The organism is Pseudomonas sp. MF06569, assembly GCF_059862735.1.
Genome location: NZ_JCBCUZ010000014.1, coordinates 1 through 15460, shown reverse-complemented (window position 1 = coordinate 15460; position 15460 = coordinate 1). Strand labels below are relative to the sequence as shown.

Below are 15460 nucleotides of genomic sequence, written 5' to 3'. Positions count from 1 at the left end.
AAATGGGGGGATTACCATTCACCCTTGGGTCTTCTTTGTTGGCTGCCACTAACCCCTATTCCGCGCTCATTTCCATTACCGGACTTAAGGTGCCTAGCCACGCGACGAGGCAAATTATGACGATCGCCATTGTAAATTCCAGCGTCATGCTGCGGCGCAATGCATTAACTGCAACAGAATATTCTCCGTTGCGAACTGACTTTTCTAGTACCGGGCTTAAGTGGAAGCGGTTGAGCGCGGCTAACACGATCATTCCGGCAAAGAGCAAGGTTTTCAAAAATAGAAGTTGGCCATAAGTACTGAGCATCACTTCATCGAGGTTTGGTCCAACGATAAATAGGTAATTGACTATTCCAGTGATGCTTATGATTGCCACAATCACTCCGCCGGCCGACTCAAAGCCAGTCAATACCCGAGCAAGAATTTTTGCTTCCTGCTCGCTTTTGAGCGATTTTAAACGCAGTAGTAGGGCAAATGCCGCTAGAGCACCTAACCATCCACCGGCGGCCAAAAGATGGAAAATATCACTGATAAAATGCCAGTAGCGTCGACTGCCCTCATCCATGGCACCGTGCCCTGTCCATGCTAACGTCGCCAACGCAATCGCTCCGCATACAGTCACCATCCAGAGACTGAGTGTCGGAAATCTTTTATTCAGCGCTACGCCAATAATTGCCATAACCAAGGCAGCTATGCGGACCATCCAGGTCAGTCCGACGTCAGTCCCCATGAGGACCATTTGGAAAATATGGTGATGTAGTTCCATGAACCCCGATACACCGCTCATTGCTTTCGCAAGCAACAACATTGCTGCAAGGGATAGAGCTACACCTACAACAGAAGTACCGTAAAGAAGCGACTCAAAATTCAAGACCGTGCCCGATACTCTTTCTATTCCCCTAAGGCTGTACAAGCCGAAAATTGCCAATCCGAATAACAGCATCAGGTCTAAATAAAGAGCAAAGCGAACCACAATATTTATTGAGTCGCTCATGAATCATTTCACTTTGAATGAGAAGTTACCGGTGATCGGATGAGTGTCCGAGGAGACAGCACGCCATTCGACTTTGTAGGTGCCTGTGCTCAAAGGTGCTGCCGGTGTAATCACCATCGTTTTCGGATCACTGCCACCAGCGACGCTGGCCTTAACACCCATCGGGGAGTTCGGCATCCCAGGCATATCGGTCATGATCAGTTTTGCACCTGAAAACTGAGTAGTTAGATTTTCAGAAAAGTGCAGCTCAATTTTCGAAGGGGCCGCCGCATCCGAGCCTTCTACCGGAGTAGAAGAAAGGAGCTTTGGATGTGCTTGAGCTACTGCACTCAGAAGCAAGCCCGCAGTAAGTGCAACAGCTACGGTCGTAGTTTTAAGGAATGACATGCAAGACTCCTCACAGCAAGAGCTGTTGATTCGAGGTTTGTTTGGGAATATCTAGTTTTTTACTTTTCGACGCTTGTTAAAACCACTGGCGAATACCTAGCAGGTTCAGTGTCCTATGGCGGAACGAACAGGAGGAGCTCACAAGAATCTCCACGTCACAGCGCAAGTACACGATGCCACATGAATGTAAACTGTTCGATTACATTTCAGTCAGCTTGGGGCGGTTTTTTGGCTATTGGATGGCGCGGATAAGGGGCCTAAATACGGCCCCTCTTCGCGGCGTATCACGAGCTCTAACTCATTCAAAAAGGGGCCTTTAAGCTAATCCCATACTGCGTGGTTTAATATGTGCAGCTTGTCTCAGGCCTTTTTTTCGTCTGCACTAGGAAGCTCTATATTGAATGCCGTTTTCCCACCAGATGACGTACACCATATCTTGCCGTCATGCGCCTCGATTATCGATCGGGTGATCGATAAACCTAGCCCGGCGTTGCTTGGGCTCCCTTCTCTACGCGCAGGGTCCACTCGATAAAATCGATCGAAAAGCTTTTCAAGATGCTCAGGCGCAATGGACTCTCCAGGATTTTCCACTACGACCAATACCGACGTTCCTTTTTGTTGGATATCGACATTGATGCACTTCCCTTCAGAGGTATACCTGAGCGCATTTGATAGCAGATTAGAGATGGCTCGGTGCAGCATTAGAACATCGCCTCGGACGCTACCCCGCCCTGAAACCGTGAGGCCAATCCCTCGCTCATCAGCTAGTAGAGAGTAGTACTCCTGTAATTTCTCCACTATCTCTACTAGGTCTATCGGTTTCTTCTCGTGTGAAATCAGACCGTTGTCTGATTTTGCCAGAAAAAGCATGTCATCAATCATCCGACTCATACGCTTCAAGTCATCAAGATTTGAATACAAATTGTCTTCGTAGTCCTCAATATTTCTTTTTCTAGAAAGCACTACTTCTGTGTGGGTCATCAAATTGCTGACCGGCGTCCGTAACTCGTGAGCGATGTCCGCGGAAAAATTCGATAAACGGACAAATGCATCATCCAGCCTGGATAACATTGCGTTGAACGACAGCACCATCTGCTGAAGTTCTTTAGGAACAGATGCTAAGGGAATGCGCTCCTTAAGGGATTTAGCTGACATTGAAGCAGTGACCCGAGTGACTTGACGTATAGGCCGCAGACCGCTGCTCGCGACCATCCAACCCAAGGCAGCACTGATCAGCGCGCTGATCACCAGCCCTATCCAAAACCACCGCTCAAGTGTCTCGAAGAAAGACATATGCTGAGTCACATCAAAGATCAACATAACGGTTAATGGCCTGTCTTGCCCCGTCACGATCACTTGTGCAGTCACTCCACGGAACATTTTCTCCTGCTCCCGCCACTCCCAGACGTTGCTGTTCGGGATCGTACGAAATTCCTCTGGAACATCGATCGAGCCGGGATCAGCAAACAGTAACTTCCCGTCACCATCGATTATTATGGCAGTCAAATCACGGTGAGCACCAAGCAGCGCCTCCAGCTCAGGCTTAACATCACTGAATTGATCGATGCTATTCAATCCAGTCAAAATTCTCTGAGTAGAATGGAGCTTTTCGCTTAGTGCCTGTTGATCCAGCATCTTGAAGTGATGCTGGCTAAGGTTATTGAAGCTGAGGCCGGCAATAGTGAGCACCGCCGTTACAGCCAGCATGAACATCAGACTCATACGGCTCGTCAGAGACATTCGCTTCATTTCGACTCCGAATCAGGAGAGTCGAGCATGTAACCCATACCTCGCGAGGTATGAATCAGCTTGACCTCAAAATCATCATCGATTTTGGCTCTCAGTCGCCTGATCGCCACCTCGATAACGTTGGTATCGCTATCAAAATTCATGTCCCAAACTTGGGAAGCGATAAGCGATTTTGGCAACACCTCTCCTCGACGACGCAGCAACAGCTCAAGCAAAGCAAACTCTTTAGCTGTCAGATCTATACGTTTACCTCCACGGATGGCCCGACGCTTAAGCAGGTCCACTTCCAGATCGGCCAATTTCATATAGGTTTGCGAGGGAGCGCTGCTACCCCTACGCAGCAGCGTTCTAACGCGAGCCAAAAGCTCAGAAAAGGCGAACGGTTTGATCAGGTAATCATCTGCCCCGAGTTCAAGGCCCTTCACTCGATCTTCGACGCGGTCTCGCGCCGTGAGGAAGAGCACGGGAACATCCTTCCCGGATGCACGTACCTTCTGGAGGACTTCCCAGCCATCCAGCCCAGGCATCATGACGTCGAGAATCAGCAGGTCATAGGCTTCGCTCAAGGCGTGCTGAAGTGCCTCTTTGCCATCGGTAAACCGATCAACATTGAACCCCGCCTCGGTGAGTCCTTGCTGCAAATAGATGCCTATTTTTGGTTCGTCTTCAGCAACAAGAAGTCTCATAGGAGTGGCTCTCAAGTAATTATGAAACGGAGTCTGCAACGAAAAACACAAGCCAAGCAGCAACTGACAGAAAAGTAATATTGGCTTCAGGTATATGTCAGCGACCGCTGTCTATGGTCAAAAATGAGCATTTCCCTAATGCTCAGCCGACTCTTCAGCATGAACCGTATTTGGAGCCGGAAAACAATTCCAAAAGGAGCGGCACCATGAATCGCTTAAAAGTTCTTATTCTTGTGAGCTCGCTACTCGTCTCGTCTTCTCTATGGGCTGAAAGTGGCGGAGACCGGGTTGTAGAGCGTATGGAAAACCTGCGCAACAAGGCTGAATCTGTGCTTATACAAGCTGAAAGAGCTCCTGAAGGGCAGCGTCATGTCCACATGGCCGAGCATATGAATATGCTTGGGGAGATCATGAGTCAGCTCCATCAAGATCACCCAGACGCATCGATGTCACCTCAGCAGCACCTCGCTTGGATGGAAAAGCACGACAAAATAGTTGATGACGTTTTGAGCCAAATGCAGCGTGAGCACAAATTGATGCTTTCTGAAAACCATCAGTGACCAACCTAGTCTCATTGGGGTTTGTTAACCGCTCCGCTGAACACGGCGTTACCTGGGCGCCGTGTTTTCTTTTGAAAACTGACAGAAATGTAGTGTTCAGGTCAGTTAACTAGCAGCTCATTCCCTTTAGCATAGCCAGTGATTCCCTCTTACTCTCGAGGTCACCATGAAAGCTAAGCTCATTACCCCTGTTATTGCGGCAATCACCCTAATCTTCGGTGCTACGGCGATCGCCAGTGTTGGTCATGGTAAAGAGGACATCGGCCAGCCCGGTGTCTCTTCTAAGGTTACCCGTACGGTGGAAGTGGAGATGGGTGATGTTTTCTTCAAACCTAAAAGCATCGACGTCAAACCGGGTGAAACGGTCCGATTCGTCCTTCGCAATGAGGGTTCGCTGCTGCACGAGTTCAACATCGGCAAAGCCGCTGCTCATGCGGCACACCAAAAAGAAATGGCGAACATGTTCCAGAACGGGGCGCTAAGCCCCACCGGGGCCGGGAAAATGATGAGCGACATGGGCCATAGCATGGGAGGGATGAAGATGGTCGAAATGGAACACAACGACCCGAACAGCGTGCTGATCGAGCCAGGCGCAACCAAGGAGCTGATCTGGACCTTCAACACCACCACTGGGCTTCAATTTGCTTGCAACGTGCCGGGGCATTATCAATCAGGGATGGTCGGTCAGATTGTCCTGAAGTAGGTCGTAGTAGGCTGCAAACCACGCGTCGACGAAAGCGTTGGCGCGTGATAATCAACCGGCGTTCGATCCGCGCAGATCACGTTACCCTGGAAGAGTTGCGGGCACCATTGGAGGCCATAGTGAGGAGGCGCTGAATTAGACTGGTCGAAACTCGATCGTCAGATGGCTGACCTCGTGAACCGACTTGAGACGTTCACGAATGCTGTCGGCATTCGCAGTGGCCTCACCAAGGACGCTGACGATTGCCGCATGGGCTTGTGGCCCAATCTGCCAGACGTGCAAGTCCGTAATGGTGGCATCCCCCGGCGTCTCAACCAGTTCACGGATTTCCTCGGCAACATGCGCATCGGTCTGATCCAGCAGTACACCTGCAGTGACCCCCATCAAGGTCCATGCCCACCGCGCAATAACGATGGCACCGACGATGCCCATGACCGGGTCCAGCCACACCCAGCCGAGATAACGGCCGGCGAGCAGTGCCACAATGGCCAGAACCGAAGTCAGCGCGTCCGCGATGACGTGGACGTAGGCCGATTTCAGGTTGTTGTCGCTCCCGTGATGGGCATGGTCATGATCATCATGATCGTGCCCATGGCCCAGCAGCAGGGCGCTGGCAATGTTGACGATCAAACCGGCAATTGCGATGAGCGTAGCGGTGCCGAACTGCACGTCCGTTGGCTGGAAGAGGCGCATGACAGACTCAACGCCAATTCCCAGGGAGACCATGCCGAGAATCAACGCCGAGGCAAACCCGCCTAGGTCTCCAACCTTTCCGGTACCGAAACTGTAGCGCTGGCTGGAAGCGTGGCGTTTTGCATATCCGTAAGCGACGGCCGCGATGCCCAATGCTACGGCATGGGTTGCCATATGAAAGCCATCGGCCAGTAACGCCATTGAGCCAGTTATATAACCGGCGGTGATCTCGCCAACCATCATCACAACGGTAAGTGCCACAACCCAAAGCGTACGCTTGGCATTATCGTCGTGCGCTGAGCCAAGGAACACGTGGTCGTGGGTGTGTTTGATGTCGATACTGCTCATGAGTGATTCCTGACAGCGTTTACTTGGAGTAGCGGCGAATGGCTTCAAGAAGCTCTTCGACGCCCTTACTTCGCTCTTCTTCACTGAGAGCAGGGTTCGCGACATGCTCACGCGCATGCTCCTCGATGATTTCCTCCATCAAGCCGTTCATGGCACCGCGAGTGGCGGCAACAAGGTGCAGTGTTTTGGCGCAATCGAGATCCGATTCCAACGCTCGCTCAACCGCTTGAAGTTGTCCGGCGATACGTTTTACACGCTTGAGAAGATCATCTTTGTTTGCTGCGATATGGCCCATGGGATACCTCTCCTACCTATACGTCGCACATGATAGGCATACCCCCTATACCTATACAAGGTTCGCAGGCGTATGGGGCATTAAAAAACAGTGAGCAGGAAAGAGAGGTTCAAATCTGAGGATGAAGCAGAGGGCCTGGAGTGTTTTCTTCTGGCCGTGCTCTGCCGGCCATGGCCTAGATGCGTACTGGTCGAACTCGATGCAAATCGGGTGGTTAGATCAAATGAAAACGGTTGGTCAAGTCTGTGCTGTCATACATCAATGACACTCACAATTTGAAACAGACAATTATTGACATTGCCATAGTGTCAACCTTGATGCTGTCGGTGCGGTGTAAAGAGACCGCTCAGCACGAGAGGAATAATCATGTTCATCTTAGATGTATCAGGCATTGGTTGCGGCGGTTGCGTCAGCAAAATCACTAAAGCAATTCAGTCCTTGGACAACAAAGCTACGATTTCCGTGGATCGGTCCGCCGGAAAGGTGAGTGTTGAAAGTAGCGAAAGCTCAGAGCAAATTCGTAAAGCTGTCGAGGCGTTAGGTTTTCCTTCCCAAATCAGCACTTGAATGCTGACACCTACCCTTGGCCCATAGTCAGCGCCCCTTATGCGGATGGCTCACAAGACCCTGCGCTACTAATCTCCTCGCAGAGCTTTGAGCAAACCTTTGAATGCACCATTCAAACGAGTAAAAGCGGCATCGAAACGTATCCCATTTTCTGTGTATTTTGCGACCTCAACCTGCTGATCGACAGTATTTTGATCGATGGCAGGTTGAACCGGAGTGCTGTAAAGCAAACCGCTTCCGTAAATATCACTTGCTGAATCTTTTCCGGCAATATGTTTTACATTTGGCGTTTTCAAAGAAAACGTATTAGCAAGGTTTTCTCTATTCTGACTTGCAAGCACAGTAGAGAAGTCCATATCTCGAGCTTTGAAGTTCGGCGTATCGGCGTTTGCGATATTATTACTCAGGATTTCAGCTCTTTGACTACGATAAAATAACGCTCTTTCTGATGTGCCAAGTGCTTTCTCAAAGTTAATGCTCACACTCAATCACCCTTGATGGCTCAATTTTTTCCAAGAACAACTAATACTTTGATTTTGCCGCAGTGCATCTAGGTTCATACACGAAGCTCCGGCATAGAAATCTAAAAACGACTTCACCTTGAAAGCACCTAAACCAAATCAATTACCCACCTAAAGCTGAGGCTAAATAAACAGCCGTGCGACTCGAAAAGATCGATACTTTACGTATTGAATAGCGTATTCCTCAAGAGAAATATGCCAACCTGACACAACTGTAATATTCAGCTAAGGCTTCTGACAGGGCATGAGTTTTATAGTCCTATTGAGCCTTAAGCTCTCCCCTAAGAATCATCGTTTGATGTGGATTTAGGGATTACCAATACTCCCAGAGGACACTAAAATGAAATCCATCAAAGCTTTGTTCATCATTGCAGCCCTAACCGTCTCTTCTTTTGCTATGGCTGAAGGCGGTGGTGACCGGACGTTCGCCCGCATGGAAGTAGCTAGGAATAATTCAATGGAATCGTATCAAATAGCCCAACAACAGAGCACCCAGCCCCCGATCGCAGAAAGCAAAGTCAAAGCGATGGGCCACAAGAATTGCTGAATAGCTTACTGCGCATCAAAACTGACAGAAATGTAATCACTGTGATGGTTCAAATGTGGCAATTTCTGAGCTCGCTTGCCGTAAACACTCGTTTTTAGTGACGGCGAGCTAAGCTCATTCGGGCGCATCCCCCCGAGAGAGTTCCTTCAACCTGTTGAGCAACTCATTGGTTGTTTCGCACGGCTTCCCTTTTTCACTGATCGGACGTAAACGGCATGAATTCCAAAACCTCTAGGCGGACATTCGTTAAAGGCCTGGCCGCTGGTGGCGTTCTCGGCGGCCTTGGTCTGTGGCGCACTCCTGTATGGGCAGTGACCAGTCCTGGTCTGCCGAGCATTCTCACCGGTAACGAATTTGATCTGTTTATTGGTGAAACCCCTGTAAATATTACTGGCTCGCCGCGCACAGCCATGACCATCAATGGTTCGTTGCCCGGACCTTTGCTTCGTTGGCGCGAAGGCGAAACGGTCACACTGCGTGTGAAAAACCGCCTAGACCAAGACACGTCGATTCATTGGCACGGGATCATTCTGCCCGCCAATATGGACGGTGTACCGGGGTTGAGTTTCCATGGCATCGCGCCCGACGGGATGTACGAGTACAAATTCAATGTGCATCAAAACGGCACATACTGGTACCACAGCCATTCAGGCTTGCAGGAACAGGCAGGCGTATACGGTCCAATTGTCATCGACTCTAAAGAGCCTGAACCTTTTCAATACGATCGCGACTATGTGGTGATGTTGACTGACTGGACCGATGAAGATCCTAGTCGTGTCATGGCCAAGCTCAAGAAGCAATCGGACTACTACAACCACCACAAACGTACCGTGGGCGACTTTATCGGCGACGTCAGCAAGCAAGGTTGGTCTGCTGCTGTGGCCGACCGCAAGATGTGGGCTGAAATGAAAATGAACCCCACTGATCTCGCAGACGTCAGTGGGGATACTTACACCTATCTCATGAATGGCCAAGCGCCTAACGGTAACTGGACCGGTATTTTCAAGCCGGGCGAGAAGCTGCGCCTGCGCTTTATCAACGGTTCAGCTATGAGCTATTTCGACGTTCGCATCCCTGGTTTGAAAATGACCGTTGTGGCGGCTGACGGTCAACATGTCAAACCAGTCAGCGTCGATGAATTCCGCATCGCCGTGGCAGAAACGTATGACGTGATCGTAGAACCTACCAGCGAAGAGGCTTACACCATCTTTGCCCAGTCCATGGATAGAACCGGTTATGCACGTGGAACCTTGGCAGTTCGAGAAGGTTTGAAAGCACAGGTACCTGCGATCGATCCTCGGCCGCTTTTGACCATGGATGACATGGGTATGGGCGGTATGGAGGGCATGGACCATGGCGGCATGGCTGGTATGGGCGGCGATATGAAGCAAGGTGAAATGTCAGGCATGGCTGGCATGGATCACAGCAAGATGACGGGGATGAACCAAAGCGACATGACCGGCATGGACAGCGGTGACATGTCTAACATGGCCGGCATGGATCACAGCAAGATGGCGGGAATGGACAAAGGCGACACGTCCAATATGGCCGGCATGGACCACAGCCAGATGGCTGGGATGAGCGATATGAGTGGCGAAATGCAGGCCCATCCAGCATCCGAAACCAACAACCCCTTGGTTGATATGCAAGCCATGAGCCCTACGCCAAAGCTAAACGACCCTGGCATAGGTTTGCGGAATAATGGTCGTCGAGTCCTCACCTACTCTGATTTGAGAAGCACTTTCCAAGACCCTGACGGCCGCGAGCCCAATCGCACTATTGAACTTCATCTGACCGGTCACATGGAGAAGTTTTCGTGGTCCTTCAACGGAATCAAATTTTCAGACGCAGAGCCGCTTCGTCTGAAGTATGGGGAGCGTCTTCGGATCACCCTGGTGAATGACACCATGATGACCCATCCCATCCACCTTCACGGCATGTGGAGCGACCTTGAAGACGAAAATGGCAAGTTCATGGTGCGCAAGCACACAATTGACATGCCACCAGGTACTAAGCGCAGTTATCGAGTCACCGCTGATGCCTTAGGTCGCTGGGCCTATCACTGCCACCTACTTTTCCATATGGAAATGGGCATGTTCCGTGAAGTACGGGTTGATGAGTAAAGGAGACGATCTGTGAGCACATACGTAAATCGTAATAAATCGCTGGTGGGTTGCCTCTTTGCCGTTGGTCTGATGGGCGGACTCTCTTCTGTGGTGATGGCAGGAGAAGATAGTAGTGATCATTCATCTACTGCGAAAGCAACTAACAAACCTGCAACTACGGCAAACGAAACTAAGCCCGATCACGGTTCAATGGACCACAGCAAGATGGGGTCTATGGATCACAGTAAGATGAGCATGGACGACGGGGAAATGGAAGGTATGGAAAGCATGAATGGAGGGGCGACCGCCACGAGTCGAACCCCGATCCCTGTACTTACCGACGCTGACCGTGCAGCCGCCTTTCCAGATGTGGCAGGTCATGGTGTCCACGACAAACAACTCAACTCCTTCATGCTGCTGGATAAGTTTGAGTACCAGGATGCTGATAACGGTAGTGCACTGGCCTGGGATGCGAAAGGATGGATCGGCGGTGACGTTGACCGATTGTGGTTGCGCTCGGAAGGCGAACGTACCAATGGTGTAACGGAAAGCGCTGAACTCTCCGCACTTTGGGGACACGCCATCGGTCCGTGGTGGGATGTCGTCACCGGCGTACGGCAAGACTTCAAGCCCGGGTCGCCACAAACTTGGGGAGCGCTCGGTATACAGGGCATGGCCCTGTATAACTTTGAAGCCGAAGCCACTGCCTACATCGGTGAGAACGGTCAGACCGCTGCTCGATTTGAGGGCGACTACGACATTCTGCTGACCAATCGCCTGATCTTGCAGCCTACAGCCGAAGTAAATTTATACGGGAAAAATGATCCTCAGCGTGGCATTGGGTCTGGATTGGCTAACACCGAAGTAGGGTTGCGATTGCGTTACGAGATTGTTCGCCAATTTGCCCCCTACATTGGAGTTAGCTGGAACCGCTCCTACGGCAAGACGGCCGACCTGGCGAGCGATGAAGGAGAAAGGACCAGCGAGGCTCGATTTGTTGCCGGTATTCGGATGTGGTTCTGAGTGCATAGCATGAAAAAACATTGACCTCTGCTGGTGTGGTCGCCGCAATAGTAGCTGCCGGTAAGGTGCTCCCTCTGGATATCTTCATGCAGATGCAGCCGAAGAGGTAACTGAAGCAGAGGACCATCATGGCGAGAGACCGCGACTACGGTGAGGTAGCAGCACCTTCTCAGGATGAAAGTACCCAACATACCCATCCTTAGGGCGGTGAGGCTTCACATGACGCGTCTTCAACTCCGACCGCTTAGCCAAAAAATCATACCCATGCTGATGGGAAGGAACATACCCATGCGAAATAACATTTTTCGTCCTGGTCGGGCACTGCGCCTCGCTGCACTCTCGGTTCTGTTTATCAGTTCCGCAGGTCATGCCACAGAATTGCTGACGATCAACGTCCATCGTGACGCTAACTGTGGATGCTGCAAGAAGTGGATGGAGCACCTTGAAGCCACCGGTTTCACCGTCGTTGATCATGTAGAAACCAACATGAGCAGAGTCAAGAAAGACTTGGGTGTTATTCCGCGTCTCTCGTCATGCCACACCGCTATGGTCAACGGAAAATTTGTTGAAGGCCATGTACCTGCCGAGCAAATAGTTGCTTTGATCAAACGCGACGACCTTATCGGGATTGCTGTACCTGGCATGCCGACAGGGTCGCCTGGTATGGAGGTCGGTGGAAAGCAGGATGCTTATCAGGTCATTGGCCTGAGCAAAACAGGTATTAACCAAGTGATTGCCGAATACCCGGCAAACTAGTTTTCAAACTTTCCTTAATTCTTGCGTGGTCACTGCCCTTGATCATGCAAGTGACGGAGTGCTTACTCTAATGAGCTATCAAAATTGAGATGGACTCCGCACTGGCTATAACCATCTACCTGTAGGTTGGCAAAAAGCTATGGAGCATTTGTAGTCGTATGGGTGACACACCATAAAAAAGGCGCCACTAGGGCGCCTAAACCATCTCCACAACCAAAGGAGAAACACAGAGATGGGGTGTATCTGGTAAGCGAACATTTGTTGCTAGCTAGCATTTGTTAATAGAGTGGCAGTAGTTACTCAGCAATAAATCGAACCTAATCCAAATAAGAATCGAAAATGTCAGCACTCGTCGTTACTTGGCAACCATTAAACACATGCGCTCCAGAGAACCTACCATGGCTACCTTAGTCTATCCTCCGCGTGGGCAGTTAGTACCCATAACCCTGTACTCTACAGTGTTGAGCTTGCCAGCCGAATCTTCAAAGGTCATACGCGAAGGCGCTACAGCACAGTCTATATTGGCTTGCGTCATACTGACGATCTTATGAATATCTAGGTCCATACCATATTTATAATGAACAATTTCAGGGTTAGACTTCCCGTTTTTCAAGGCGTACTGCTCCATCGCCTGTTGGTTTTCTTGCATCATCCGACCGTAAACGCGATCACCACCTCCTTCAGCTATTGCCAAAGACGACAAGGCCAATATTGAAATGGTAAAAAATGCTTTAAATACTTTCATGATTGTCTCCTAGTGCTGACTTACTTCTGACTAGAGAATAACCAATGATACCTTTCAGAATGCTGCCGCGAATATTACTTATGTGTCAGGTATTGTGAGCCCGGCTCCTGGCTTGCAAGGTGTCTAGAGAATCCGGGGCGATTCAGACAGTTGCTACCGCACCGGTGGGTAGAGCTCCATCGCATTGATCAAATGGGCGTAACCCACTAGATTTCCCATTTTTTCCCCTGTCGCTGGCTAGATTTTCTTAACCGCGCCAAGATTTTCTTAAAATGTGCGCCGAACACTCAGAAAATATTAACCGAAAATGGCCGCGCAACCACTATTTTGGGGCTTTCCGCTTATTGGCGGTAAGCGTCCCGCAATCACACCTTACCGCATTGCGCTTTCTGGACGACCTGGGCTTTGAACGTTTTGGGATAAGAGCTACGTTGGCGCATGGAAATCCTAGCGATAAGGGTGATTGCGTTCGCTTAAAAATACGCGGACACAATCGCCCTTAATGCTGGAGTTCGGTAGGTGAGTTCGCCGGACGGTTACTGCTATGGGGCATCTCAGCCAGAACGCAGTCACTGAGTGCGAGCTACCCAACTGAGCTGGGAGTTGAACTGCTGAAAAGCACGGTTATTGGTAGAAGGCTGCCGACCCGTAGAACTCAAGTGGAGTATAATCTTCCTCTTTCCTTCGAAGCTGACGGATTAAATCAAATTCTCTTCCAGTTTTGGAGGCAAGGTCGTCTGCGATCTCTAATGTAGACCTCCTAATTGCAAGCATCGCCATCTTATAGGCGTCGAAATAAGAGTTCCCAGCCGCCAAATTGAAAGCTAGATAAGCTCCGAACGCTGCTGCTGGATAACCCATGACAGGCCATAGATGGGAAATTGTCGCTTGATCTGCGCTCGCTAAACCTGGGGCTATACCGATTTTTGGTAGAAAACCGCGTTCCTCAAATCGCGCTCCGTCACAAATGTTTAGAAATGCTAATCGCCGTTTATCCATGACTGGAGCCTGCTCCCATAGATCCTCAAGCGAAACGGATAAATTATCCCCGATGTGCATTTTCACATGTTTAGGAGACCAGTGATCAAACTCGCCGTGGGATGCGACCCAAATAATATCGTACTTAGGGTCTTTATAAGCGTCGATGAAGCTTTGTTGCGTGGCTTCGGTGAAGCAGACCACTTTTACGGTGGCTCCGGCAGATTCAAAGATGTGCTTAATTACTTCGGCCTCAAGTTCTTCTGTAAGACTTCCGCCACCACACCAAATCAAAACATTTTGCGGTTTTCTGTCAGATTTTGGAGTGGATAACGATGAGGTTAGCGGCCATGTTTCACCCCGCACTTTGAGCTGTATCGCTTGCAGCGGGGTACACTCAGTATCAAGAATCAACTGGTATAAAGGTTTGGCGTTGAACGGAAATGGAGAAAAGCAATAGCTTCTAGTTAGGGCTGTTTCGTATTCTGTAGAATTCCCATACTTAGGGAATCTCCGAACAAGTTTTCAAATGTGCTGAAATACGCCTGACCACCTGATCCGAGCCGCCTATGAGCCAGATGAGCTTTTCCGATTTCGAATACGCCGGCAAGCGCAAGCAGACACGCCGCGAACGCTTCCTCGCCGAGATGGATCAGGTCGTGCCCTGGACGGGTCTGCTGGGCCTGATCGAGCCGTTCTACCCCAAGGCCGGTGGCGGCAGAAAACCCTATCCTCTGGAAACCATGCTGCGTATTCATCTGTTGCAGAATTGGTTTTCCCTGAGCGATCCGACCATGGAAGAAACGCTCTACGAAATCACGCCCATGCGCCAGTTTGCACGTTTGACCTTGAGCGCCCCGATACCTGAAGACACCACGATCATGAATTTCCGGCACTTATTGGAAAAGCATCAGCTTGCACCTGCAATCCTCGCGGTCATCAATGGTTATTTGCAGGGCAAAGGCATGTCTCTGCGTCAGGGCACTATCGTCGATGCCACCATTATTCATGCTCCCAGTTCGACTAAAAACGAAGAGGGAAAGCGCGACCCCGAGATGCATCAGACCAAAAAAGGTAACCAGTATTTCTTCGGAATGAAGGCCCATATTGGCGCTGATGTCGAGTCCGGCTTGGTTCATCACGTCCACGGCACCGCCGCCAACGTCGCCGATGTCACACAGGTCGCCGAGCTTTTGCATGGCGAAGAAAATGCAGTGTATGCAGACGCCGGATACACCGGCGTTGAGAAGCGTGAAGAGCATGAAAATCGTGAAGTGATCTGGCAAATCGCGGCGCGCCGCAGCACCTATTCCAAGTTGAATAAACGCAGCGTGCTCTACAAGGCCAAGCGCAAGATTGAGTACTGCAAAGCCCAGACACGGGCCAAGGTCGAACATCCGTTTCGGGTGATCAAATGCCAATTTGGGTACGTGAAAGTGCGCTTTCGTGGGCTGATGAAAAACACGGCTCAGTTGACCACATTGTTCGCCCTGTCGAACCTGTGGATGGCTCGAAAACAACTGATGGGTATGGGCGAGTTGCGCGCTTAACATGGAAAACCGGGCGAAAAACGCCCTCGATGAACACTGCATCAGGTCGTTTTGAGCAAATAGCGCTGCGTGCCGTGCAAATTACGACTTGCGGCCGCCGCGCAGCAAGTTGATCGGAGCATCCTTAGAGGGTGTAGACAAAATCAAGTAGTAAGTCGACGAGCGAGCATGCGAGCCTCAGCCAGCCATACCCAAGCCTCACTCACATCCAGTAACCGATCGTGGTGCATGATCAGCCGCCTGGCTCGCTCAT

Annotated in this window: 17 protein-coding genes; 8 read left to right on the top strand and 9 right to left on the bottom strand. The window is 50.4% G+C overall.

What is annotated here, in order from left to right; genetic code table 11:
• Nucleotides 1-55: 55 nt before the first annotated feature.
• The 4 genes from copD to AC19YQ_RS14385 form a co-directional block, all read right to left on the bottom strand.
• Nucleotides 56-994, bottom strand: a complete 939-nt coding sequence (gene copD / locus AC19YQ_RS14400; protein ID WP_500595378.1) for a copper homeostasis membrane protein CopD — start codon at nucleotides 992-994, stop codon at nucleotides 56-58.
• Nucleotides 995-997: 3 nt separating this feature from the next.
• The gene (gene copC / locus AC19YQ_RS14395; protein ID WP_010655511.1) at nucleotides 998-1381 is read right to left on the bottom strand and encodes a copper homeostasis periplasmic binding protein CopC; all 384 of its coding nucleotides are present in this window, start codon (nucleotides 1379-1381) and stop codon (nucleotides 998-1000) included.
• Between the two features lie 360 nt (nucleotides 1382-1741).
• Nucleotides 1742-3130, bottom strand: coding sequence for a heavy metal sensor histidine kinase (locus tag AC19YQ_RS14390; RefSeq protein WP_010655512.1), 1389 nt, complete (start codon nucleotides 3128-3130; stop codon nucleotides 1742-1744).
• Nucleotides 3127-3816 carry a heavy metal response regulator transcription factor gene (locus AC19YQ_RS14385; protein ID WP_010655513.1) on the bottom strand — a complete coding sequence of 230 codons (690 nt, stop codon included), beginning with the start codon at nucleotides 3814-3816 and terminating at the stop codon, nucleotides 3127-3129. The genes AC19YQ_RS14390 and AC19YQ_RS14385 overlap by 4 nt, the downstream gene beginning before the upstream one ends.
• A 206-nt stretch (nucleotides 3817-4022) precedes the next feature.
• On the opposite strand from AC19YQ_RS14385, the gene AC19YQ_RS14380 reads away from it, so the two are divergent.
• Entirely contained in the window at nucleotides 4023-4376 is a 354-nt protein-coding gene (locus tag AC19YQ_RS14380; protein WP_010655514.1) for a co-regulatory protein PtrA N-terminal domain-containing protein, read from the top strand.
• A 166-nt stretch (nucleotides 4377-4542) separates the two neighbouring features.
• Nucleotides 4543-5079, top strand: a complete 537-nt coding sequence (locus AC19YQ_RS14375; protein WP_010655515.1) for a cupredoxin domain-containing protein — start codon at nucleotides 4543-4545, stop codon at nucleotides 5077-5079.
• Between the two features lie 135 nt (nucleotides 5080-5214).
• On the opposite strand, the gene dmeF is transcribed toward AC19YQ_RS14375, so the two are convergent.
• Together dmeF and AC19YQ_RS14365 are read right to left on the bottom strand one after the other, a co-directional pair.
• A complete protein-coding gene (gene dmeF, locus AC19YQ_RS14370) occupies nucleotides 5215-6120 on the bottom strand; it encodes a CDF family Co(II)/Ni(II) efflux transporter DmeF (protein ID WP_010655516.1) in 906 nt (301 codons plus the stop codon).
• Nucleotides 6121-6139: 19 nt separating this feature from the next.
• A complete protein-coding gene (locus tag AC19YQ_RS14365) occupies nucleotides 6140-6415 on the bottom strand; it encodes a metal/formaldehyde-sensitive transcriptional repressor (protein WP_010655517.1) in 276 nt (91 codons plus the stop codon).
• Nucleotides 6416-6781: 366 nt separating this feature from the next.
• Here AC19YQ_RS14365 and AC19YQ_RS14360 point away from each other — a divergent pair, with 366 nt between their 5' ends.
• Complete coding sequence (locus AC19YQ_RS14360; protein WP_010655518.1) at nucleotides 6782-6982, top strand: heavy-metal-associated domain-containing protein; 201 nt, start codon at nucleotides 6782-6784, stop codon at nucleotides 6980-6982.
• 68 nt (nucleotides 6983-7050) lie between these two features.
• Here the strand turns inward: AC19YQ_RS14360 and flgB are convergent, their stop codons facing one another.
• Nucleotides 7051-7464: a flagellar basal body rod protein FlgB gene (gene flgB / locus AC19YQ_RS14355; protein WP_019824148.1), complete on the bottom strand. Its 414-nt coding sequence runs from the start codon at nucleotides 7462-7464 to the stop codon at nucleotides 7051-7053.
• A gap of 379 nt (nucleotides 7465-7843) precedes the next feature.
• On the opposite strand from flgB, the gene AC19YQ_RS14350 reads away from it, so the two are divergent.
• From AC19YQ_RS14350 to AC19YQ_RS14335, 4 genes are all read left to right on the top strand, one after another.
• Complete coding sequence (locus tag AC19YQ_RS14350; RefSeq protein ID WP_010655520.1) at nucleotides 7844-8050, top strand: co-regulatory protein PtrA N-terminal domain-containing protein; 207 nt, start codon at nucleotides 7844-7846, stop codon at nucleotides 8048-8050.
• Between the two features lie 215 nt (nucleotides 8051-8265).
• The gene (locus AC19YQ_RS14345; RefSeq protein ID WP_010655521.1) at nucleotides 8266-10173 is read left to right on the top strand and encodes a copper resistance system multicopper oxidase; all 1908 of its coding nucleotides are present in this window, start codon (nucleotides 8266-8268) and stop codon (nucleotides 10171-10173) included.
• Between the two features lie 72 nt (nucleotides 10174-10245).
• Nucleotides 10246-11178 carry a copper resistance protein B gene (locus tag AC19YQ_RS14340; protein WP_073514879.1) on the top strand — a complete coding sequence of 311 codons (933 nt, stop codon included), beginning with the start codon at nucleotides 10246-10248 and terminating at the stop codon, nucleotides 11176-11178.
• Nucleotides 11179-11466: 288 nt separating this feature from the next.
• On the top strand, nucleotides 11467-11934 hold the full coding sequence (locus AC19YQ_RS14335) for a DUF411 domain-containing protein (protein WP_010655523.1): 468 nt from the start codon (nucleotides 11467-11469) through the stop codon (nucleotides 11932-11934).
• Between the two features lie 412 nt (nucleotides 11935-12346).
• Here the strand turns inward: AC19YQ_RS14335 and AC19YQ_RS14330 are convergent, their stop codons facing one another.
• Together AC19YQ_RS14330 and AC19YQ_RS14325 are read right to left on the bottom strand one after the other, a co-directional pair.
• Nucleotides 12347-12679: a DUF2790 domain-containing protein gene (locus AC19YQ_RS14330; protein WP_010655524.1), complete on the bottom strand. Its 333-nt coding sequence runs from the start codon at nucleotides 12677-12679 to the stop codon at nucleotides 12347-12349.
• Nucleotides 12680-13303: 624 nt separating this feature from the next.
• The gene (locus AC19YQ_RS14325; RefSeq protein WP_500595377.1) at nucleotides 13304-14071 is read right to left on the bottom strand and encodes a CHAT domain-containing protein; all 768 of its coding nucleotides are present in this window, start codon (nucleotides 14069-14071) and stop codon (nucleotides 13304-13306) included.
• 155 nt (nucleotides 14072-14226) lie between these two features.
• Between AC19YQ_RS14325 and AC19YQ_RS14320 the strand changes: the two genes are divergently transcribed.
• Complete coding sequence (locus AC19YQ_RS14320) at nucleotides 14227-15207, top strand: IS5 family transposase (protein ID WP_106117533.1); 981 nt, start codon at nucleotides 14227-14229, stop codon at nucleotides 15205-15207.
• The last annotated feature ends 253 nt before the right edge of the window (nucleotides 15208-15460 follow it).